Genomic DNA, 22315 nt, shown 5'->3' on the forward strand with positions numbered 1-22315 from the left:
ATGCACGGTCTTTTCCATCCTCTGGAGTCACCATGCAGGCATCCGTGCGCCCTCGCCCGATCAACCCGTGGCTGTACCTGGGCATTCCTTTCGTCACCGCCGTGGCCTTGGTCCTGCTTGAATGGACATCGCTGGACATGGACGTGGCCAACCTGTTCTACGACCCGGTTGCCAGTCAGTTCATCGGTCGCCACAGCTACCTGCTGGAGACCATTCTGCATGACCGGGTCAAGCAGGGCGTGATCGTCTTCGGGCTGCTGGCCGTGGTCGGCTTCGCCTTGAGCTTCTTCTGGAAACGACTGGTAGGCTGGCGCCGCGAGCTGGGTTGCCTGGTGTTGGCGCTGGGGCTGTCGACCGCCTTCGTCACGCCGCTGAAGAAGGTGACCCAGGTGCAATGCCCGTGGAGCCTGACCCAGTTCGGCGGCAAGGAGACCTACAGCAAGCTGCTGGAGCCACGCCCGGCCACCGACAAGCCCGGACTGTGCTGGCCGGGTGGACACGCCGCGACCGGGTTCTGTCTGTTCGGCCTGTTCTTCATGCTGCGCGACCGGCGTCCGCGCCTGGCGCGGGTGGCGCTGGCGGTAGCCTTCGTGGCCGGCTCGGTGCTGTCAGTCGGACGGATGATGCAGGGCGCGCATTTCCTGTCGCACAACGTGTGGACGGCGGTGTTCTGCTGGTTGATCGGGCTGGGGTCGTATTACCTGGTGTTGTACAGACGCGGCCTGATGGAAGCACCAGCCATCGAGCGCAACGTCGCCTGATTCGCGGGTAAACCCGCTCCCACAGGGATCGCGCCGTATCTGTGGGAGCGGGTTCACCCGCGAAGAGGCCGGCACAGAAAAACGAAAAGCCCCGGCTCTCGCGAACCGGGGCTTTCCTTGGTGCAGGGGGTGAGGCTGGCTTACATCATGCCGCCCATGCCACCCATGCCACCCATACCGCCCATGTCTGGCATGCCGCCACCAGCAGAGGCTTCTACGGGAGCGTCAGCGATCATAGCTTCGGTGGTGATCATCAGGCCACCGATCGAAGCGGCAGCTTGCAGCGCCGAACGGGTAACCTTGGCCGGGTCCAGGATGCCCATTTCGATCATGTCGCCGTACTCGCCGGTGGCGGCGTTGTAACCGAAGTTGCCCGAACCTTGCTTGACCTTGTCAGCGACAACGCTTGGCTCGTCGCCGGCGTTGGCAGTGATCTGGCGCAGTGGCGCTTCAACAGCACGGCGCAGCAGGGCGATACCGACGTTCTGCTCTTCGTTGTCGCCTTTGAGGTCCTTGATGGCTTCCAGGGCGCGCACCAGGGCAACGCCACCGCCAGGCACCACGCCTTCTTCGACGGCTGCACGGGTAGCGTGCAGGGCGTCTTCGACGCGGGCTTTCTTCTCTTTCATCTCGACTTCGGTGCCGGCACCGACCTTGATCACGGCAACACCGCCAGCCAGCTTGGCCAGACGCTCTTGCAGCTTCTCACGGTCGTAGTCCGAAGTGGTGTCGGCAACCTGGGCGCGGATCTGGGTGACGCGAGCCTGGATGTCGGACTCTTGGCCAGCACCGTCGATGATGGTGGTGTTTTCCTTGGACAGGATCACGCGCTTGGCGTTACCCAGGTGCTCCAGGGTGGCGGTTTCCAGGGACAGGCCGATCTCTTCGGAGATCACGGTAGCGCCGGTCAGGACGGCGATGTCCTGCAGCATGGCCTTGCGGCGGTCGCCGAAGCCCGGGGCCTTGACCGCGGCAACCTTGACGATGCCGCGCATGTTGTTGACCACCAGGGTGGCCAGGGCCTCGCCTTCGACGTCCTCGGCAACGATCAGCAGCGGACGGCCGGCCTTGGCAACGGCTTCCAGTACTGGCAGCAGCTCACGGATGTTGGAGATCTTCTTGTCGACCAGCAGCAGCAGCGCGCCTTCAAGCTCCGCAACCATGGTGTCCGGCTTGTTGACGAAGTACGGCGACAGGTAGCCACGGTCAAACTGCATGCCTTCTACGACGGACAGTTCGTTTTCCAGGCCCGAGCCTTCTTCAACGGTGATCACGCCTTCTTTACCGACTTTTTCCATGGCTTCGGCGATGATTTCACCGATGGAGTTGTCGGAGTTGGCGGAGATGGTGCCGACCTGGGCGATGGCCTTGGAGTCGGCGCATGGCTTGGACAGGTTTTTCAGTTCGGCAACAACGGCAGCAGTGGCCTTGTCGATACCGCGCTTGAGGTCCATCGGGTTCATGCCGGCAGCGACGGCTTTCAGGCCTTCGTTGACGATGGCCTGGGCCAGGACGGTAGCGGTGGTGGTGCCGTCACCGGCAGCGTCGTTGGCCTTGGAAGCGACTTCCTTGACCAGCTGGGCGCCCATGTTCTCGAAAGCGTCCTTGAGCTCGATCTCTTTGGCGACGGAAACGCCGTCCTTGGTGATGGTCGGCGCGCCGAAGCTCTTGGCCAGGACCACGTTACGGCCTTTCGGGCCCAGGGTCGCTTTTACCGCGTCAGCCAGAACGTTGACACCAACCAGCATTTTCTTACGGGCGGAATCGCCGAATTTTACGTCTTTAGCAGCCATGATCGTTTAATCCTTGGAATTCTTTGGAGTAACGGGAAGTCGGGGAGAAATCAGGCTTCGATAACGGCCAGGATTTCGTTCTCGGCCATGACCAGCAGGTCTTCGCCATCGACTTTCACGGTGTTGCTGCCCGAGTAAGGGCCGAAAACCACTTTGTCACCCACTTTCACGGCCAGCGCGCGTACTTCGCCGTTGTCCAGGATACGACCGGTGCCGACGGCAACGACTTCGCCGCGGTTTGGTTTTTCAGCGGCCGAACCCGGCAGGACGATACCGCCAGCGGTTTTCGATTCTTCTTCGCTGCGACGGATGACGACGCGGTCATGCAGAGGACGAAGCTTCATTGTCGATCTCTCCCAAATTGTGGTTTTCATCGGCCGGTGTCGACACCGGCGGGTTGATTCGATCCGGCGTTGCCGGTCAGGGCTCGCCTTCAGCGAACCCTGTGTGTCATGCCCGGTGAACTCACCGGAAACCTTGCGGTGACCACTACATGCGGCCAGTGAAATCAATTACAAGGCTTTGCATGGAAATTTTTTTGAATGCGTCGTCGTGGGAGCGGGCTTGCCCCGCGACGGGGTAGGCAGATGCGAGCGCCTATCGCGGGGCAAGCCCGCTCCCACGCCTTCCAAGCCCTTTTCGGGGGTTACTTGTCGCGGCGTTCGTACTCGCCCTCGATCACGTTCGGACGATGGCCACCATCGCGGGGCTGGGCCTGGAATGGGTCATCCTGGAACGCACGCTGGCGCAGGGCCTGTTCCTCGGCGCGGCGACGGAGCTTGCCGGCAACCAGGCGGCGGGTGAACGGCAGCAGGCAGAGCAGGCCCAGCACATCGCTGATGAAGCCTGGCAACAGCAGCAGGCCACCACCGACGGCGAGCATCAAGCCCTGGAACATGTCCTCAGCTGGCAGCTCGCCGCGCTGCAGGCTCGCCCGGGCACGCAGGGCGGTGGCCAGGCCGGCCACACGCATCACCAGCACACCCAGGGCGGAACCGGCGATGATCAACAGCAGCGCCGGAAAGAAACCGATGGCCGCGCTGACCTTGACGAAGACGAACAGCTCCAGCACGGGGAAAAGCAACAACAGCAGTAGAAAAGCACGCATCAAGGGTTCCTCGACGGAAGAGAGTCTTCCTGTAAGACCATCAGATGGATGCCTCGACGCCTGTTTTCAACCCTCGACCTGCGTCGAATCCGGCCATTTGTCAGCGCGCGCCAGCAAAACCAAGGCCTCACGGACTTGTGTCGGCGTATTGCAACTAGACGGGAAAGGCAGCCAGTAAATGCCCTGGCCAATACGCAGGTGCATGCCCTCGCTGTCGATGCCGACCATGTGCGCCGAGCGCGGCAACCCCGCCAGTTTTACGTAGTGATCAATGGCATTGGCATGGTCATCGTTCATGTGCTCGATCATGCTTTTTTCGGCCTCGCCCGCAAACGGGTTGGCCAGGGTCACCTGGTCGAGCCAGTGGATCGCACCGAAACCGCCGATGTAGCGGTGGCGTACCGGCTCGAGCACCCAGAAATCGAAGTCGTGGGCCTTGTGGTAATTGGCCGATTCAGGGAAGTACCGGTAGTAGCGGGCCGCGGCAGCCTCGATGGCCGCGTCGTCGCTCAGCTTGCGCGCCTCGGCCATCACCGTCAGGCGCCCGACTGCCTGGACGTCCTCGGCATCGCGCTCGCCCACCAGCAGCGAACATTTGGGGTCTTTCTGCAGGTTGTGGGTGTGCTGGGCGATACGGCTGATGAGGATCAGCGGATGGCCCTCGGCGTCCAGGCAATAAGGCACCACCGAGCCGAAGGGATAGCCGGGCATGGACTTGGAGTGGGTCGAGAGAACGCCACGATATTCCTTGAGCAGCAGTTCCCGGGCGGGGCGGAGGGCGTTGGTACTCACTGGAGAGTCTCCTGGCGACAGACTGGATGGGTGACAAGATAAGCATTATCACCCGCCCCTGCCACTGGGTCTGCTGCCGTGTAGATCTACGCATACCCCTGTAGGAGCGGCCTTGTGCCGCGAAAGGGCTGCATAGCAGCCCCAGGATCTCAGCGATGAGGCAGACATCGCCGGGGCCGCCTTGCGGCCCTTTCGCGGCGCAAGGCCGCTCCTACAAAGAGCACGCGCAGCGCGTTACCGGATCGACTTACCAGGTAACACCAAACCCGGCGGTATAGCGGGTCTTGTCCAGGTCGCTGTCGCGGGTGCCCTTGATCAGGTCCTTCTCCGCCTTCAGGTTGAGCGAAGCCCACTCGGTCACCTTGTAACGCAGCCCCATCTCGGCATCCAGCGCGTACTCGGCCACACCGCCCAGCGGCTTGCCGACCTCGCCATTGGTGAAGAACTCCACCTTCTTGCCGATCAGGTAGCGGTTGTAGTCCCACTTCACCGCGGCGGAATAGAAGTTGTCCTTGCCGCCATCGCGGTATTCGAAATCGGTTCGGTTGATCAGCGAACCGAGCGAGAACGCGCCCAGCTCGTCATCCCAGAACTGGTAGCCTGGGCCGGTACCAACGGTACGCTGGCGCGCCAGGTCCTCGATATGGTCGCGCTTGTACTCCAGGCGCCCCTGCCAGAACCACTTCTCGGTGATGAAGCGGTCCAGGGCGTACTCGGCGCTCCAGTTGTTGGTGGTGGTGACGTCGTCCTTGGTCTCGCGGTTGTACTCGCCCTCGGCGTTGTGCCGCCAACGACCGTGGCGGGCAGTGGTCTTGAAGCTGACGTCGTAGTCGTCGGTATTGTTCTCGGCGCGCTTGTAGTCCATCGCCACATCGACATTGCCCTTCCACAGGAAGTCCTCGACCACCGGCCGTGGCTTCATGATCTGCTCGATGCTGGCCAGCTCGACGGTCTTCGGCGCATCGCCGTTGGCCAGGGTCACCTTGCCCGGTTCGGCGGCCTTGAGCGACTTGGCCTTCTCGCCGGAGTAGGCGTCCTGCTTGACCAGCAGTTCCTGGTCGCTCTCCAGCGTCTTCACCTGTTTCCAGTCCAGGGCGATCGAACCGCCGTAGGGCGTCTCCAGCAGCAGCTTGCCGCCGTCGAAGACCTTGATCTTGCCGCTCAGGCGGTCACCGTTCTTCATCCACACGGTGTCGGCGAGCACGGGAGTACAGAGGGACGCGGTGATGAGGCAAAGCAGGGTTCTAGAAGACATAAGCGCAATATGGGTTCGATTCGACGAAAAAGCCGGGCATTATCCAGATACCGACAACCTGAGCAAGGACAGACCCAGAGCATGCCGATGAGTTCCACTCGCATTTGCCCGGACCGCCTGTCCGGTTTCATCCGCAGGCCAGGTACCCCGTGATGTCCATGCCACCACCCTCCCCGCCGGAAGACGCAGAGGCCCGACGAATGGCACTGTACTCGGTGCTGGGCCAAGTGCCCGCCGGCAAGGTGGTCAGCTACGGGCAGCTGGCCGAACTGGCCGGCCTCGGCCGTGCCGCACGCTGGGTCGGGCGTACCCTCGGGCAGTTGCCGGCGGACACTCGCCTGCCCTGGCACCGGGTGCTGGGTGCCGGCGGTCGGCTGAGCCTGGCCCTGGGCACGCCGTCGGGCGACGAACAACGCGCCCGTCTACGCGCAGAAGGGGTGAATGTGGCCAATAATCGTGTGGATATGGCGCGCCATGGCTGGCGTCCAATGGAGCACAGCGGTTAGAGTGCGCGCTTTGTTTTCGCAAACCTTGAGGCAGATGTTGGCCCATGCCCCGTAAAACCTGGCGCGCTGCGCTCGCTGCCTATGCCAGCCCGTCAACTTTGGTGCTTTTGCTGCTCGGATTCGCCGCCGGCCTGCCGTACATGCTGGTGTTCTCGACGCTTTCGGTCTGGCTGCGCGAGGCGGGTGTGGCGCGCGAGACCATCGGCTATGCCAGCCTGATCGGCCTGGCGTACGCCTTCAAGTGGGTCTGGTCGCCGCTGCTCGACCAATGGCGCCTGCCGCTGCTCGGCGGCATGGGCCGTCGTCGTTCGTGGCTGCTGTTGTCCCAGGTGCTGGTGGTGCTCGGGCTGATCGGCATGGGCTTCTGCGACCCGCAGAAGCACCTGTCGTGGCTGATTGCCCTGGCGGTGCTGGTGGCCTTCGCCTCCGCCACCCAGGACATTGCCGTCGACGCCTACCGCCTGGAGATCGCCGACGATCAGCGCCAGGCCGCCCTGGCCGCCAGCTACATGGCCGGATACCGGGTTGCCGCCCTGCTCGCCACCGCCGGTGCGCTGTTCTTCGCCGAGTGGTTCGGCTCCACCGGATTCAGCTACCTGCACCAGGCCTGGACCGGCACCTACGTGCTGTTCGGCGTGCTGATGCTGCCCGCGCTGTTCACCACCCTGGTGATGCGCGAACCGCCGGTGCCCCTGCGCACCCAGCTGTCGGCGGCCCGCTACGGGCTTATGCACCAGCTGGCCTCGGTGTTCGTGCTGATCATCCTGCTGGTCTCGGTGCCCGCCAGCTTCACCCAGCTGTTCAACACCGACTGGGCCAGCGTGGTGTTCGGCGACTCGACCATGCTCGACCTGCTGCTCGAGGACCGCGCCTTCCTGCGCCTGATCCTCTACGTGCTGCTGACCTGGGCGTGCCTGTCGTCCCTGGGCCGACGCGGCCTGGCGCCGGTGCTCACACCGGTCAACGACTTCATCGCGCGCTACCGCTGGCAGGCCCTGCTGCTGCTCGGGCTGATCGCCACCTACCGCATGTCCGACACGGTGATGGGCGTGATGGCCAACGTGTTCTATATCGACATGGGCTTCACCAAGGACCAGATCGCCAGCGTCAGCAAGATCTTCGGCCTGATCATGACCCTGGTCGGCGCCGGTGCCGGTGGCCTGCTGATCGTGCGTTTCGGCATCCTGCCGATCCTGTTCATCGGCGGCGCGGCCTCGGCGGCGACCAACATCCTGTTCCTGATGCTGGCCGACATGGGCCCGAACCTGGAAATGCTGGTGGTGACCATTTCGCTGGACAACTTCAGCTCGGGGCTGGCCACGTCGGCCTTCGTCGCCTACCTGTCGAGCCTGACCAACCTGAAGTTCTCGGCCACCCAGTACGCCCTGCTGAGCTCGATCATGCTGTTGCTGCCGCGCCTGATCGGTGGCTATTCCGGGGTGATGGTGGAGAAGTTCGGCTACCACGACTTCTTCCTGATCACCGCGCTGCTCGGCGTGCCGACGCTGGTGCTGATCGCCCTGCACTGGCGGCAGGAGGTTGGTCGGGGAAAGCCGGTGCCGGTGAATAACTCGACCGCCGAGCAACCCTGACCTGTAGGAGCGGCCTTGTGCCGCGAAAGGGCCGCATAGCGGCCCCGGCACTCAGAGCGTCCACATGACTATTGCAGGGGGCGCGCTGCGCCCCTTTCGCGGCGCAAGGCCGCTCCTACAGGACTCGGGTTTACTGAGTGACAGCCCCTTCCCCCGAACGCCTGCCCACCACGAACCACAATGGCCACAACGCCAGTGCCCCCGCCACGCCCGCCGCCACGGCAAAGTGCATCAGGCTCGCACCCGCGCCGAGCATCGCCAACACCGCGCCGCCCAGCCCCAGCAAGGCGATGGTGATCATCCCCAGCATCGCCGATACCAGGCCCTTGCTCTGTTCGCTGGAGAACAGCGTCATGCGGTACAGCACGGCGTTGGCCACGCCCAGGCCCAGCGCGTACAGCGACATGCCGGCCACCACGCTGGGAACCGTCGGCCAATACCAGGTCGCCGCGACCATCAGCGACAGCCCCGCCAGGTATGGCCACAGGGCCCCGCGCACCAGTGCCGGCAGCGGGTAGCGATCGGCGATGCGGTTGATGATCAGGTTGCCCATGATCAGCCCGCCGAACACCGGCAGCTGCCACAGCGCGTATTCCAGGGTGCTCAGGCCTTCGTCATGGATCAGCAACACTGGCGACAGGCCGATCCAGCCAATCAGCGGCAGCCCCACCAACCCCAGCGCCGCACTGCCGGCCACGAAGCGCCGATTGCCCAGCAACTGGCCGTAGCCAGCCAGCAACGGCAGCAGGTGGATGGGCGTAAACGGCAGGCGCGAACCGTCGCGCCGCTCCACGCCAAGGGTTTCCGGCATCAGCCGGTAGAGCAGCAACCAGCACAGCACCGCGCCTGCGGCAAACGCCACGAACAGCCAGCGCCAGTCCAGCCACTGCAGCATCAGGGTACCCACCAGCGGGCCGAGCAGCGGCGACAGCAGGGCGATATTGGCCAGCAGGGCCATCATGCGCACCGCATCGGCCTCGCTGAACGCCTCATTGAGCGCCGGATAGCTGACCGTGACCACGAAGCCCAGACCGATGCCCTGCAGCAGGCGCAGCAGGTTGAACAGGCCGATGTCCTGCGCCCAGAAGGTTGCAAGGCAGGCCAGGCCGAAGAAGATGCAGCCGACCAGCAGCAAGGGGCGCCGGCCATAGCGATCCGCCAGCGGGCCGATCAGCCATTGCAGCAGCACCCCGCCCAGCAGGTAGAGGTTGAGGGCGTGGGGAATGTATTCGGGACTGGCCTGAAGATCGCCAACCACCACCGGCATGGCGGGCATGACCGCGTCGCTGGCGAGGTAGGTCAGCAGTTCGAACAGCGCCAGGGTCAGACCGAACAGCAAGGCGCGCAAGGGAGTGATATACAGCAAAGGTTTCATGGCGGACATCGGGTTTGTAGGCAGGATCAAGGTATATGCCAGAAATGACAGTACCCGGCTGTGAACAAGTGTAAGGGTCTTGAAAAGCATCGCGGGGCAAGCCCGCTCCCACAAGACCGTTGCTGGCCATGTGGGAGCGGGCTTGCCCCGCGATAGGAAGCGACGCGGCGTTACTGGACCGCCGCCTCCTGCACCACGCGGATCACCCGCTGCGGAAACGGAATGTCGATGCCTTCGGCCTTGAGACGGTCGCGGGCATGCTCGTTGAGCATGAACAGCACGTCCCAGTAGTCGGCAGTCTTGACCCAGATACGCAGCGACACGGTGATCGAGCTGTCACCCAGGGTCGAGATCACCGCCTGTGGCGCCGGATCCTGCAGCACGCGCGGGTCCTGGGCCAGCTCCAGCAGCACGTTGCGCGCCTTCTGCAGGTCGGCGTCGTAGTCCACGCCCACGTCGAACACCACCTTGCGGGTCGGCTGGCGGTTGGTGTTGGTGATGATGCCGTTGGACAGGCTGCCGTTGGGCATGATCACGGTCTTGTTGTCACCGGTGCGCAGCACGGTGTGGAAGATCTGGATGCTGTCCACGGTGCCACTGACACCTTGCGCCTCGATCCAGTCACCGATGCGGAACGGACGGAACATCAGGATCAGCACGCCGCCGGCGAAGTTCGCCAGGCTCCCCTGCAGGGCCAGGCCGATGGCCAGGCCCGCGGCACCGATGGCGGCGACGAACGAAGTGGTCTCGATGCCGATCATCGAGGCCACGCTGACCATCAGCAGCACCTTCAGCACGATGTTGGCCAGGGTGCTGATGAAGCCCTGCAGCGCCGCATCGGCACGCAGGCCGACCAGCTTGCCCAGGCGGGCGCTGAGCTTGTTGATGATCCACCAGCCGATGGCCAGAGTCAGCAGCGCCAGCAACAGGCGGCTGCCGTACTCCATGATCAAGGGGAGCCAGGTTTGCGATTGGCGGACCAGCTGATCGACTTCAGCGTTCAAATCCATGTTTATCTCCTGATGCCGAACGGCAAGTACACAATGAGGCGGGCAACGCAAAGCAAGCGGCCCGGACCCCGATGGACATCACTGCGCCATCAAGGTTCCGGGCCGCCGCGGATCAGTCGCGGAAGTTGTTGAACTGCAGCGGCATGTCGAATTCCTTGGCGCGCAAGGCAGCAATGGCCTCTTGCAGATCATCACGCTTCTTGCCGGTAACACGTACCTGCTCGCCCTGAATGGCGGCCTGGACCTTGAGCTTGGCGTCCTTGATGTGAGCGACGATCTTCTTCGCCAGCTCCTTGTCGATGCCTTCGCGGAACTTGGCTTCCTGCTTCATTTCCTTACCGGAGGCATAGGCGTCCTTGGCTTCCAGGCATTTGACGTCGATCTTGCGCTTGACCAGCGCCAAGCGCAGGATCTCGATCATCGCCTCGAGCTGGAACTCGGCCTCGGCAGTCAGCAGTACGGTCTGCTCCTTCTCCTTGAACTCGAAGCTGCCCTTGCCTTTGAGGTCGTAACGGCGGTCGAGCTCCTTGATGGCGTTTTCGACGGCGTTCTGCACTTCGTGCTTGTCCAGTTCCGATACCACGTCGAACGAAGGCATGGTTGTTCTCCATAAAAAAAAGCGCGCTCGGCCTGAAGATGGAGCGCGTCGGGTTTGATGGTTAAAATGCGGACTCATTATAACGGGTTGCGAAACGCAGATGAGCAGCACCTGGCATATTCTCGGCGCCGGCAGCCTCGGCAGCCTCTGGGCCTGTCGCCTGGCCCGCGCCGGCAAGGCGGTCCGCCTGATCCTGCGCGACCAACAGCGTCTGGCCGCCTATGAGCACGGCGGTGGGCTGACCCTGGTCGAACAGAACGGCGCCCACCACTACGCGATCCCCGCGGAGACTGCCGACGCCCGCGGCCCGATCCATCGCCTGCTGGTCGCCTGCAAGGCCTACGACGCCGCGCCCGCCGTGGCCCGTCTGGCCCCGCGGCTGGCCAACGGCGCCGAGCTGGTGCTGTTGCAGAACGGCCTGGGCAGCCAGGACGAAGTCGCCGACCAGGTGCCCCACGCCCGCTGCATCTTCGCCTCCAGCACCGAGGGCGCGTTCCGCGAGGCCGACTGGCAGGTGCGCTTCGCCGGCCACGGCTTCAACTGGCTGGGCGACCCGGCCAATCCCAACGTCCCGTCCTGGTTCACAGACCTGCACGACGCCGGCATCCCGGCCCAATGGGCGCTCGACATCCCTACCCGCCTGTGGCGCAAGCTAGCGCTCAACTGCGCGATCAATCCGCTCACCGTACTGCACGACTGCCAGAACGGCGGCCTGCTTGGCCACCTGGCCGAAGTCGACCAACTGTGCGACGAACTGGCCGACCTGCTGCGCCGCTGCGGCCAGCCCGAGGCCGCCAACGACCTGCACGAGGAAGTGCAGCGGGTGATCATCGCCACTGCGGCCAACTACTCTTCCATGTACCAGGACGTTCGCCATGGCCGGCGCACCGAGGTCCACTACCTGCTCGGCCACGCCTGCCGCGCCGCCGCACGGCATGGCGCCAGCGTGCCGCATCTGGAAAAGTTGCGCCGGCGCCTGGCGGTAAACCTCGAGGCGCGCGGTTTGCGCAGCGACTGACGCCCCTTATCCACAGGACAGGACACCTCTTCACCCATGACCTTGCGTCAACGCCTGGAAAACCTCCCGGTCGGGCAGAAACTGCTGGCGGCCCTGCTGGTGCTGCTGGTGACCATCCTGCTGGTGGCCAACCTTGCCTTCATCAGCGCCGCCTACTGGATCACCCAGGAGAGCATGGCGCCCCAGGCCCTGCAGACCATCGGCCGGCTGGTCTCCAACCCGCAGCTGTCCGCGCGCGCCGGCGACTCGACACAGAACGCCACGGCGCTGCTCAAGGAGCTCGACAGCTACTCGCCGTTGCGCGCCGCCGCAATCTATGGCGGCGACGGGCAGATGCTGGCCCAGCTGCAGCACGGCGACCCGCTGACCCTGCCCAAGCGCTACCGCAACATCGATGGCTGGCGCCTGATGGAGTTTCGCAGCACCCAGCTGATCCGCCTGCCGCGCAGCGCCGCCCCGCCCGCGCACCTGCTGCTGGTGGCCAGCAGCGAGCTGCCCACCGCGTTCTACACCGGCACGCTCTCCGCCAGCCTGGCCATCCTGGTGTTCAGCATACTGCTGTGGCTGGTCATCGCCCGGCAGATCAAGCGCCTGATCACCGTGCCGATCAATCGCCTCGAAGAGCTGACCCGCCAGGTTACTCGCGAGGAGAGCTATGCGCTGCGCGCCAAACGCGGCAACGATGACGAGATCGGCAGCCTGGCCGAGGCGTTCAACACCATGCTGTCGCGCATCGAGGCCCGCGAGCAGCAGCTCAAGCGCACCCGCGACGAGTTCCAGGACGCCTACGACCAGGCCCAGGGCCTGGCCGAGGAAACCCGTCACACCAACCGCAAGCTGGAACTTGAAGTCCAGGTGCGCAGCAAGATCGAGAAAAAACTCACGGGCTTTCAGAACTACCTGAACAGCATCATCGACTCCATGCCCTCGGCACTGATTGCCCTCGACGAGCAGCTCTACGTCACCCAGTGGAACCACGAGGCCACGGTGCTCTCCGGCACACCGCTGGACGAAGCGCTGAACCAGCCGGTGTTCCTCGCCTTCGAGCCGCTCAAGCCCTTCCTGCCGCAGCTCAAGGAGAGCGTGGAGAAACACCGGGTGGCCAAGATCGAGCGGGTCACCTGGCCCAAGGGCGAGGACCTGCGCCACTATGCCCTGACCTTCTACCCGCTGATGGGTGGCGCTGGACGTGGCGTGGTGATCCGCATCGACGACATCACCCAGCGCCTGTCCCTGGAAGAAATGATGGTGCAGTCGGAAAAGATGCTCTCGGTCGGCGGCCTGGCCGCGGGCATGGCCCACGAGATCAACAACCCGCTGGGCGCCATCCTGCACAATGTGCAGAACATTCGCCGGCGCCTGTCGCCAGACCTGCCGCGCAACCAGGAACAGGCCGACGAGCTGGGCATCGACCTGCCGGCCGTCAACCGCTATCTGGAGAGCCGCGAAGTGCCGCAACTGCTCGACGGCATCCAGCAGGCTGGCGCCCGGGCGGCCAAGATCGTCACCCACATGCTCAGCTTCAGCCGCCGCAGCAACCGCCAGTTGGCCCCCTGCGAACTGCCGGCGCTAATCGACCAGGCCGTGGAAATTGCCGGCAACGACTTCGACCTGGCCATCGGCTTCGACTTCAAGGGCCAGGCCATCGTCCGCCAGTTCGACCCGCAACTGGGCCCGGTGCCCTGCACCGCCAACGAGCTGGAACAAGTGCTGCTCAACCTGCTGAAGAACGCCGCCCAGGCCATTCACCAACGCCCGCAGCCCAGCGAACCGGGGCGCATCACCCTGCGCACCCGCCTCAATCCGCCGTGGGCGGAAATCCAGGTCGAGGACAATGGCGTCGGCATGCCCGAGACGGTGCGCAAGCGCACCTTCGAGCCGTTCTTCACCACCAAGGAGATCGGCCAGGGTACCGGCCTGGGTCTGTCGGTGTCGTACTTCATCATCACCAACAACCACAAGGGGCAGATGGAGGTGCAGTCCACCCCCGGCCAGGGCACCTGCTTCACCCTGCGCCTGCCCCTGAGCCCGGCCCAGCCGAGCACCACCCAGACGGAGACATGACATGGGCTATCGCCTGTCGAAGATCTACACCCGCACCGGCGACAAAGGCGAAACCGGCCTGGGCGACGGGCGCCGGGTGCCCAAGGACCATCCGCGGATCGAGGCGATCGGTGAGGTGGACAGCCTCAACAGCCAGTTGGGCGTGCTGCTGGCCGGGCTGGCCGAGGCCGGGCTTGGCGAGTTGATCGAGGTACTGGCGCCTTGTCAGCACCGTTTGTTCGACCTTGGCGGGGAGCTGGCGATGCCCAGCTACCAGGCGTTGAACTCTGCCGAGGTGGAGCGCCTGGAGGCGGCCATCGACCGCTGGAACGAAGAGTTGGGGCCGCTGAAGAACTTCATCCTGCCCGGGGGTTCGATGCTGGTGGCCCAAGCCCATGTCTGCCGCAGCGCGGCGCGGGCGGCGGAACGGCGTTGCCAGCAGCTGAATGCGCTGGAACCGCTGGAGGGGGTGGGGCTGGCCTATATCAACCGGGTGTCGGACCTGCTGTTCGTCGCGGCCCGGATCATTGGGCGGCGCCAGGGAGTGAATGAAGTGCTGTGGCAAGCGGCCGAGAAGCCCGCCTGAACGCATCGCGGGGCAAGCCCGCTCCCACGCCAGATTGTGGACTGGCGTGGGAGCGGGCTTGCCCCGCGATGGCCTGATGTATCAGATCTCAGGCCAGAACGCCCGAATCCCCGCAACACCCTGCGCCCCAACCTCCCAGGCCCGCTCCCGCTCGCTCGGCCCGACCCCGCCCAGCAGAAACACCGGATGGCTGATTCCGCCGATCAACCGCTGCGCCTCGTCCCACCCCAACGGCACCGCCTCGGGATGAGTCTGGGTCGCCTGCACCGGCGACAGGGTGACAAAATCCACCCCCATCTGCTCGGCCAGCGCCAGTTCCTCGGCACTGTGGCAGGACGCCGCCAGCCAACGCTCCTTCGGGAATGGCCGGCCCTTGGCCGCGTACTTGCGCAACTGCGCGGCGGTCAGGTGCCAGCCCGCCGACGGGAAGTCGCCCAGCCATTCCAGTGGCCCCTTGAGCATCAACTGGGCTTTGCCCGCACACAGGCCGACCGCATCCACCGCGACGTCGCGGTACTTGGGGTCGTACATGTCCGGCGCACGCAGCTGGATCAGCTTGATGCCGCTGGCCACGGCCTTCTGGACACCCTTGAGCAGCTCAGGCACCTCCAAACCGTCCGGGGTGATCAGGTACTGGTCGGGCAAGCGCGCCGCAGCGACGATCGGCTTGTTGGCCTCGGGGAACTCATACTGACCAAGATCACGCGGCGCCACCCAGGCCAGGGGCTGCCCCTCGGCGCCATGGGGCTCGCCGGTAAAGGCGTGCACTTCACGCACATCCAGCAGCACTTGCTTGTCCGGATAGTCGTGGCTGACCTTGATCAACGGCCGCGAAGTCGCGACCTCGATACCCAGTTCCTCACGCAACTCACGGGCCAGCGCCGCCTCGACGCCCTCACCCTCCTCCACCTTGCCGCCGGGGAACTCCCACAGGCCGCCCTGGTGCTGGGTATCGGCGCGGCGGGCAATCAGGATCCGCCCGTCGGCGCCACGAATGACCGCTGCGACTACATGAATCCGTTTCACCCTTCACGCTCCGCCAGGCCAGCTTGTTGCCAGGCCTGGAAGGCCGGCCATTGGTAGATGGTCTCGATGTAGGCAGCCGCTTCGGCCGGCACCGCAACACGGTAGGTACGCAGGCGTACGGCCACCGGCGCGAAGAAGGCGTCGGCCAGGGTCGGCCGGCCGAACAGGAACGGGCCGTTGCCCTTGGCGACCACGCGGCATTCGTTCCACAGGGCAACGATGCGGTCGATATCGACCTGCACGTCCAGCGGCACCTCATCCAGCGCCTGGGCACGAGACAGGTCGAACGGCATGGCGCCACGCAGGGCGAAGAAGCCGCTGTGCATCTGCGCGCAGGCCGAACGGGCCTGGGCACGGGCGGCGATGTCCTCGGGCCACAGGCGGGCCTCGGGGTGGCGTTCGTTGAGGTATTCGGCGATGGCCAGGGAGTCGGCGATCACGCCGTGCTCGCTCTGCAGCAGCGGCACCTTGGCGGTGGCCGAGAAGGCCAGCAGGCGCTGGCGGGTGTCAGGCTGGTTGAGCTTGACCAGGGTTTCTTCGTAGGGGACGCCGGCCAGCTCGAGGGCCAGGGCGCCGCGTAGCGACCAGGAGGAATACAGCTTGTCGCCGATGATCAGGTGATAGCTCATGATTGGGCTCCAGCGGAATCGGGATATTGGGGCTGCCTTGCAGCCCTTTCGCGGCACAAGGCCGCTCCTACAGGAGATCGCGTTCCCTTGTAGGAGCGGCCTTGTGCCGCGAAAGGGCCGCAAAGCGGCCCCTATGCATCAGGTCCGGTATTCGGCGTTGATCTTCACGTACTCGTGGGACAGGTCGGTGGTCCAGATGGTTTCGCTGCACTGGCCACGACCCAGCTCGATGCGGATGGTGATCTCCTCCTGGGCCATCACTGCCGAACCCTGCGCCTCGGTGTAGCTCGGGCTGCGACCGCCCTGGCTGGCGATGCACACGTTGTCGAGGTAGACGTCGATCAGGCTAACATCCAGCTCTGGCACACCGGCACGGCCAACCGCGGCGAGGATACGGCCCCAGTTGGGGTCGGAGGCGAACAGCGCGGTCTTGATCAGCGGCGAGTGGGCCACGGCGTAGCCGACGTCCAGGCACTCCTGGTGGTTGCCACCGCCGTTGACCTGCACGGTGACGAACTTGGTGGCGCCTTCGCCGTCACGGACGATGGCCTGGGCCACCTCCATGCACACCTCGAACACCGCTTTCTTCAGCGCTTCGAACAGTGCGCCGCTGGCCTCGGTCACTTCCGGCACATCGGCCTTGCCGGTGGCAATCAGCATGCAGCAGTCGTTGGTCGAGGTGTCGCCGTCGATGGTGATGCGGTTGAACGACTTGTTGGCGCCGTCGAGCATCAGGTCCTTGAGCACCGCCGGGGCGACCTTGGCGTCGGTGGCGATGTAGCCGAGCATGGTGGCCATGTTCGGGCGAATCATGCCCGCGCCCTTGCTGATGCCGGTGACGGTGATGGTCTTGCCGTCGTACTGGAACTGGCGGCTGGCGCCCTTGGGCAGGGTGTCGGTGGTCATGATGCCGGTGGCGGCTTCGGCCCAGTGGTTTTCCGACAGGTTGTCCAGGGCGGCCTGCAGCGCGCCTTCGATCTTCTCGACCGGCAGCGGCTCGCCGATCACGCCGGTGGAGAACGGCAACACGGACTCCGCCGGCACGCCGGCAAGCTCCGCCAGCTTGGCGCAGGTGCGCTCGGCGGCGGCCAGACCCGGCGCGCCGGTCCCGGCGTTGGCGTTGCCGGTGTTGGTCAGCAGATAACGCACGGTGCCCAGCACACGCTGCTTGGAGAGGATCACCGGGGCCGCGCAAAAGGCGTTGAGGGTGAACACGCCGGCGACGCTGGAGCCTTCGGCGCAGCGCATCACCACCACATCCTTGCGCCCTGGGCGCTTGATGCCCGCCGAGGCGATACCGAGTTCGAAACCGGGAACCGGGTGCAGGGTGGGCAGGGGACCAAGACCAACAGCCATTAGAGCGCTCCTAGAAAATTGTGGGGAATTAGGGGGCGCTTTGCGCCCCTTTCGCGGCACAAGGCCGCTCCTACAGGGGTGTTGCGATTCCTGTAGGAGCGGCCTTGTGCCGCGAAGGGCTGCAAGGCAGCCCCGGGATCTCAAGCCAGTGGCGAATTCAGATCATTCAATCTGACCATGGCAATGCTTGAATTTCTTGCCCGAACCACACCAGCACGGCTCGTTGCGGCCCAGCTTCATGTCGTTGCGAACCGGTGCAGAGGCCACCGCGACTTCAGCGCCTTCCTCAGCCAGCTGCTCACCTTCCAGGCCCGGCGCGGCGGCATGCTGGAACTGCATGCGGCTGGCCAGTTCCTCGGCCTCGCGGCGCAGGCGCGCCTCTTCCTCGGCCGGGTCTTCGCGGCGTACCTGGACGTGCGACAGCACGCGGATGGTGTCGCGCTTGATCGACTCCAGCAGTTCCTGGAACAGGGTGAACGACTCGCGCTTGTACTCCTGCTTCGGGTTCTTCTGCGCATAGCCACGCAGGTGGATACCGTGGCGCAGGTGGTCCATGGTCGACAGGTGGTCTTTCCACAGGTCGTCCAGCACGCGCAGCAGGATCTGCTTCTCGAAGGTGCGCAGGGCGTCGATGCCGGCCTGGTCTTCCTTCTCGTTGTAGGCGTCGGTGATTTCCTTGATCAGCCGCTCGCGCAGGGTCTCCTCGTAGAGGTGATCGTCCTCGTCGAGCCACTGCTGGATCGGCAGCTTGATGGCGAAATCGCTAGCCAGCGAAGCTTCCAGGCCGGCCACGTCCCACTGCTCGGGCAGCGATTGCGGCGGGATGTGCTGGCTGATGGTGGCGTCGAGCACTTCCTGGCGGAACTCGGCGATGGTGTCGCCGATGTTCTCGGCGGCCAGCAGGCTGTTGCGCATGTGGTAGATCACCTTGCGCTGCTCGTTGGCCACGTCATCGTATTCGAGCAGTTGCTTGCGGATGTCGAAGTTGCGGCCTTCGACCTTGCGCTGCGCCTTCTCGATGGCGTTGGTCACCATGCGGTGCTCGATGGCCTCGCCGGACTGCATCCCCAGGGCCTTCATGAAGTTCTTCACCCGGTCGGAGGCGAAGATGCGCATCAGGCTGTCTTCCAGCGACAGGTAGAAGCGGCTGGAACCGGCATCGCCCTGACGGCCGGCACGGCCACGCAGCTGGTTGTCGATGCGGCGCGACTCGTGGCGCTCGGAGGCGATCACGTGCAGGCCACCGGCTTCCAGCACCTGCTGGTGACGCTTCTGCCAGTCGGCCTTGATCTGGGCGATCTGCTCGGTGGTCGGGTTGTCCAGGGCGGCCACTTCGGCCTCCCAGTTGCCGCCCAGCAGGATGTCGGTACCACGACCGGCCATGTTGGTGGCGATGGTCAGCGCGCCCGGAGCACCGGCTTGCGCGATGATCTCGGCTTCTTTCTCGTGGTACTTGGCGTTCAGGACCTTGTGGTCGATACCTTCCTTCTTGAGCAGGTTGGACATGTGCTCGGAGGTTTCGATGGTCGCGGTACCGACCAGGACCGGACGGCCATGGGCCATGCTTTCCTTGATGTCGGCGATGATCGCGGCGTACTTCTCGTCGGCGGTCAGGTACACCAGGTCGTTGAAGTCCTTGCGGGCCAACGGCTTGTTCGGTGGGATGACCATCACGTTGAGGTTGTAGATCTGGGCGAACTCGAACGCCTCGGTGTCGGCGGTACCGGTCATGCCGGACAGCTTGCTGTAGAGACGGAAGTAGTTCTGGAAGGTGGTCGAGGCCAGGGTCTGGCTCTCGGCCTGGATGTTCAGGTTTTCCTTGGCCTCGATGGCCTGGTGCAGGCCTTCGGACAGGCGGCGGCCCGGCATGGTACGGCCGGTGTGCTCGTCGATCAGGAGGATCTGGCCTTCCTGGACGATGTACTCGACGTTGCGGTGGAACAGCTTGTGCGCGCGCAGGCCGGCGTAGACGTGGGTCAGCAGGCTCAGGTTGTGCGCCGAATACAGGCTCTCGCCCTCGGCCAGCAGGCCGGACTGGGTCAGCATGTCCTCGATGAACTGGTGGCCGGCCTCGTTCAGTTCGACCTGGCGGCTCTTCTCGTCGATGCTGTAGTGGCCCTCTTGGGTCACCTGGCCTTCGACTTCCTCGATGTGCTGGGTCAGACGCGGGATCAGGCGGTTGATCTCGATGTACAGCTTGGAGCTGTCCTCGGCCTGGCCGGAGATGATCAGCGGGGTGCGCGCCTCGTCGATGAGGATCGAGTCGACTTCGTCGATCACGGCGAAGTTCAGCTCACGCTGGAACTTCTCGTCCTGACTGAACGCCATGTTGTCGCGCAGGTAGTCGAAACCGAATTCGTTGTTGGTGCCGTAGGTGATGTCGGCGGCATAGGCGGCACGCTTTTCTTCCGGCGGCTGGAAGGCCGAGACGATGCCGACGTTGAGGCCGAGGAACTCGTACAGCGGACGCATCCAGTTGGCGTCGCGGCGGGCCAGGTAGTCGTTGACGGTGACCACGTGCACGCCCTTGCCGGACAGCGCGTTGAGGTACACGGCCAGGGTACCGACCAAGGTCTTGCCTTCACCGGTACGCATTTCTGCGATCATGCCTTCGTGCAAGGTCATGCCGCCGATCAGCTGGACATCGAAGTGACGCATGCCCATCACGCGCTTGCCGGCCTCGCGGGCCACGGCGAAGGCTTCGGGCAGCAGCTGGTCGAGAGTCTCGCCTTTGGCCAGACGCTCCTTGAACTCTGCGGTCTTGCCCCGCAGCTGCTCGTCGGAGAGGGCCACCATCTTCTCTTCGAAGGCATTGACGGTGCTCACCGTCTTGAGCATGCGTTTGATTTCACGCTCGTTCTTGCTTCCAAAAAGTTTTTTTAACAAAGGCGCAAACATATCGGCAGGATCTTCCACACGTAGGGATGGAGGGCGGCCCCGTGAGTCGCCCGTGCAGCCCTGAGGCCGCATGCGAACGAGCATTCTACCCGGAAACGATGGTGAGGAAAGTGGTGGATTTCCACGATGCTGGCACAGCGCTTTTAGGGGGCCTGACTAACATAGGGGCTTTTTGCGCAAGTTCAAGGTGCGCGAAGATGAAACGTATCGCGAATGACTTGCATCAAGATCCGACGACCGCTCGCGGGGCAAGCCCGCTCCCACGCCCCGCCACACGCTGGCGTGGGAGCGGGCTTGCCCCGCGATGAATGCCCAACTGGTAGACTGTCGATCCTGTAACCCTCTGCAGACCTCCATGGCCTACAAACCCACCCCTGCCCGCCCCCCCGCCGACCTGTTGCGCAAGGCACGGCCACTGCGCCTGCTGCTCAACCAGGCCGAACGCCTCGAGCACCTGCAGCGCCTGCTGGAAAGCCAGCTGCAACCGGCCGCCCGCGAGCACTGCCACGTGGCCTCCTGGAAGGAAGGGACATTATTGCTGGTGGTAACCGACGGCCATTGGGCCACCCGTCTGCGCTACCAGCAGAAGCGCCTGCAACGCCAGCTGCAAGCCATGGAGGCGTTCGCCAACCTGAGCCGCATCCAGTTCAAGGTGCAACCACCGCTGGTAGCAGCAAAACACGAAGGTCACGGGCCTGAACTGTCGGAATCTGCCGCAGACAGCATCCTAGGTTCGGCCGAGGGCATCAGCGACCCGAAGCTGCGCGCAGCGCTGGAGCGCCTGGCGGCGCATGCGCAGAGCAAAGCCTGATACACGACCACGTGGGAGCGGCGATGCGGCGACCCGACTTGCCCCGCGATAGCGTGCGCGGGCCTATCGCGGGTCAAGCCCGCTCCCACGCTCCACCTTCTGGCTGCACTCCATAAAAAAGGCCACCCGAAGGTGGCCTTAATCACTAGAGAGAGTGTTCGAACTTACACGGCCGCAACAGGGCGCATGTACGAGATCGGTGCCGTGCTGGCATCTTCGAAGGTGACCACTTCCCAAGCGTCCGTTTCAGCGATCAGCTTGCGCAGCAGCTGGTTGTTCAGCGCGTGCCCGGACTTGTAGCCCTTGAACTCGCCGATCAGGCTATTGCCCAGCAGATAAAGGTCGCCGATGGCGTCGAGGATCTTGTGCTTGACGAATTCGTCATCGGAACGAAGGCCGTCTTCGTTAAGCACACCGGTCTCGTCGACCACGATGGCGTTCTCCACGCTGCCGCCCAACGCAAGGTTGTGCTTGCGCAGGTACTCGATGTCACGCATGAAGCCGAACGTGCGGGCACGGCTGACTTCCTTGACGAACGAGGTGCTGGAGAAATCGACGACCGCGCTCTGGGTCTGGCCCTTGAGGACCGGGTGATCGAAGTCGATCTCGAAGCTCACCTTGAACCCGTCGAAAGGCAGGAAAGTGGCGCGCTTGTCGCCCTCTTCCACTGTCACTTCGCGCAGGATGCGGATGAACTTCTTGGCTGCGTCCTGTTCTTCCAGGCCGGCCGATTGGATCAGGAATACGAAGGGTCCGGCGCTGCCATCCATGATCGGCACTTCCGAGGCGGAGAGCTCGACGTAGGCGTTATCGATGCCCAGGCCCGCCATGGCGGAGAGCAGGTGCTCGACCGTATCGACTTTGACGTCACCGTTGACCAATGTCGTGGACATGGTGGTCTCACCGACGTTGGCCGCGCGCGCCGGGATTTCGACCACAGGGTCGAGGTCGGCGCGACGGAAGACGATGCCGGTGTCGACAGGCGCAGGCTTGAGGGTCAGGTAGACCTTCTCCCCGGAGTGCAGGCCGACACCTGTGGCACGGATGGTATTCTTCAGGGTGCGTTGTCTAATCATGGCATTGGCCGCTTCAGCGCAAATTGCGAACAGGTATCAACAAAGGCTGGGGATGATAACAGACCCGGCCTTTGCTGAACAC

General features: G+C 64.3%; 20 protein-coding genes. 7 read left to right on the plus strand and 13 right to left on the minus strand.

Features of this window, described 5'->3' with window-relative positions:
* Nucleotides 1–32 precede the first annotated feature (32 nt).
* Nucleotides 33–761 carry a phosphatase PAP2 family protein gene (locus tag LU671_RS00595; protein ID WP_232854658.1) on the plus strand — a complete coding sequence of 243 codons (729 nt, stop codon included), beginning with the start codon at nt 33–35 and terminating at the stop codon, nt 759–761.
* Between the two features lie 140 nt (nt 762–901).
* On the opposite strand, the gene groL is transcribed toward LU671_RS00595, so the two are convergent.
* The 5 genes from groL to LU671_RS00620 all read right to left on the minus strand — a co-directional run bounded on the left by groL (nt 902) and on the right by LU671_RS00620 (nt 5709).
* The gene (gene groL / locus LU671_RS00600) at nt 902–2554 is read right to left on the minus strand and encodes a chaperonin GroEL (protein ID WP_203647890.1); all 1653 of its coding nucleotides are present in this window, start codon (nt 2552–2554) and stop codon (nt 902–904) included.
* Nucleotides 2555–2604: 50 nt separating this feature from the next.
* A complete protein-coding gene (locus tag LU671_RS00605) occupies nt 2605–2898 on the minus strand; it encodes a co-chaperone GroES (RefSeq protein WP_028689692.1) in 294 nt (97 codons plus the stop codon).
* Between the two features lie 302 nt (nt 2899–3200).
* A complete protein-coding gene (locus tag LU671_RS00610) occupies nt 3201–3662 on the minus strand; it encodes an FxsA family protein (protein ID WP_232854659.1) in 462 nt (153 codons plus the stop codon).
* A gap of 66 nt (nt 3663–3728) precedes the next feature.
* On the minus strand, nt 3729–4454 hold the full coding sequence (locus tag LU671_RS00615) for a HugZ family pyridoxamine 5'-phosphate oxidase (protein WP_232854660.1): 726 nt from the start codon (nt 4452–4454) through the stop codon (nt 3729–3731).
* Nucleotides 4455–4701: 247 nt separating this feature from the next.
* A complete protein-coding gene (locus LU671_RS00620; protein WP_232854661.1) occupies nt 4702–5709 on the minus strand; it encodes a DUF481 domain-containing protein in 1008 nt (335 codons plus the stop codon).
* A 152-nt stretch (nt 5710–5861) separates the two neighbouring features.
* Here LU671_RS00620 and LU671_RS00625 point away from each other — a divergent pair, with 152 nt between their 5' ends.
* Both LU671_RS00625 and LU671_RS00630 read left to right on the plus strand, forming a co-directional pair.
* The gene (locus LU671_RS00625) at nt 5862–6215 is read left to right on the plus strand and encodes an MGMT family protein (RefSeq protein WP_110739830.1); all 354 of its coding nucleotides are present in this window, start codon (nt 5862–5864) and stop codon (nt 6213–6215) included.
* A gap of 44 nt (nt 6216–6259) precedes the next feature.
* On the plus strand, nt 6260–7807 hold the full coding sequence (locus LU671_RS00630; RefSeq protein WP_203647893.1) for an AmpG family muropeptide MFS transporter: 1548 nt from the start codon (nt 6260–6262) through the stop codon (nt 7805–7807).
* A gap of 130 nt (nt 7808–7937) precedes the next feature.
* Here the strand turns inward: LU671_RS00630 and LU671_RS00635 are convergent, their stop codons facing one another.
* The 3 genes from LU671_RS00635 to LU671_RS00645 all read right to left on the minus strand — a co-directional run bounded on the left by LU671_RS00635 (nt 7938) and on the right by LU671_RS00645 (nt 10790).
* A complete protein-coding gene (locus tag LU671_RS00635) occupies nt 7938–9182 on the minus strand; it encodes an MFS transporter (protein ID WP_232854662.1) in 1245 nt (414 codons plus the stop codon).
* A 170-nt stretch (nt 9183–9352) separates the two neighbouring features.
* Nucleotides 9353–10192: a mechanosensitive ion channel family protein gene (locus LU671_RS00640; RefSeq protein ID WP_203647895.1), complete on the minus strand. Its 840-nt coding sequence runs from the start codon at nt 10190–10192 to the stop codon at nt 9353–9355.
* A 112-nt stretch (nt 10193–10304) separates the two neighbouring features.
* Entirely contained in the window at nt 10305–10790 is a 486-nt protein-coding gene (locus tag LU671_RS00645) for a YajQ family cyclic di-GMP-binding protein (protein WP_203647896.1), read from the minus strand.
* 100 nt (nt 10791–10890) lie between these two features.
* Between LU671_RS00645 and LU671_RS00650 the strand changes: the two genes are divergently transcribed.
* From LU671_RS00650 to LU671_RS00660, 3 genes are read left to right on the plus strand one after another with little or no spacing between them, the layout of a single operon-like run.
* Nucleotides 10891–11808 (plus strand): putative 2-dehydropantoate 2-reductase, encoded by a 918-nt coding sequence (locus tag LU671_RS00650; RefSeq protein ID WP_203647897.1) that lies wholly within the window; start codon nt 10891–10893, stop codon nt 11806–11808.
* Between the two features lie 36 nt (nt 11809–11844).
* On the plus strand, nt 11845–13872 hold the full coding sequence (locus LU671_RS00655; RefSeq protein ID WP_232854663.1) for a sensor histidine kinase: 2028 nt from the start codon (nt 11845–11847) through the stop codon (nt 13870–13872).
* A 1-nt stretch (nt 13873) separates the two neighbouring features.
* Nucleotides 13874–14437 carry a cob(I)yrinic acid a,c-diamide adenosyltransferase gene (locus LU671_RS00660; RefSeq protein WP_203647899.1) on the plus strand — a complete coding sequence of 188 codons (564 nt, stop codon included), beginning with the start codon at nt 13874–13876 and terminating at the stop codon, nt 14435–14437.
* An 81-nt stretch (nt 14438–14518) separates the two neighbouring features.
* Here the strand turns inward: LU671_RS00660 and LU671_RS00665 are convergent, their stop codons facing one another.
* The 4 genes from LU671_RS00665 to secA form a co-directional block, all read right to left on the minus strand.
* The gene (locus LU671_RS00665; protein ID WP_232854664.1) at nt 14519–15463 is read right to left on the minus strand and encodes a Nudix family hydrolase; all 945 of its coding nucleotides are present in this window, start codon (nt 15461–15463) and stop codon (nt 14519–14521) included.
* Nucleotides 15460–16092, minus strand: coding sequence for a glutathione S-transferase family protein (locus tag LU671_RS00670; RefSeq protein WP_232854665.1), 633 nt, complete (start codon nt 16090–16092; stop codon nt 15460–15462). Before LU671_RS00670 ends, LU671_RS00665 begins: the two co-directional genes overlap by 4 nt.
* A gap of 138 nt (nt 16093–16230) precedes the next feature.
* On the minus strand, nt 16231–17448 hold the full coding sequence (gene argJ / locus LU671_RS00675; RefSeq protein WP_232854666.1) for a bifunctional glutamate N-acetyltransferase/amino-acid acetyltransferase ArgJ: 1218 nt from the start codon (nt 17446–17448) through the stop codon (nt 16231–16233).
* Between the two features lie 162 nt (nt 17449–17610).
* The gene (secA, locus tag LU671_RS00680) at nt 17611–20346 is read right to left on the minus strand and encodes a preprotein translocase subunit SecA (RefSeq protein WP_203647903.1); all 2736 of its coding nucleotides are present in this window, start codon (nt 20344–20346) and stop codon (nt 17611–17613) included.
* A gap of 355 nt (nt 20347–20701) precedes the next feature.
* On the opposite strand from secA, the gene LU671_RS00685 reads away from it, so the two are divergent.
* Nucleotides 20702–21157 carry a DUF721 domain-containing protein gene (locus LU671_RS00685; RefSeq protein ID WP_232854667.1) on the plus strand — a complete coding sequence of 152 codons (456 nt, stop codon included), beginning with the start codon at nt 20702–20704 and terminating at the stop codon, nt 21155–21157.
* Between the two features lie 164 nt (nt 21158–21321).
* Here LU671_RS00685 and lpxC read toward each other — a convergent pair whose 3' ends face one another.
* The gene (lpxC, locus tag LU671_RS00690) at nt 21322–22233 is read right to left on the minus strand and encodes a UDP-3-O-acyl-N-acetylglucosamine deacetylase (protein WP_028689733.1); all 912 of its coding nucleotides are present in this window, start codon (nt 22231–22233) and stop codon (nt 21322–21324) included.
* Between the last annotated feature and the right edge of the window lie 82 nt (nt 22234–22315).

It is taken from the genome of Pseudomonas sp. NMI760_13, from assembly GCF_021283245.1.
Classification (GTDB): domain Bacteria; phylum Pseudomonadota; class Gammaproteobacteria; order Pseudomonadales; family Pseudomonadaceae; genus Aquipseudomonas; species Aquipseudomonas peradeniyensis.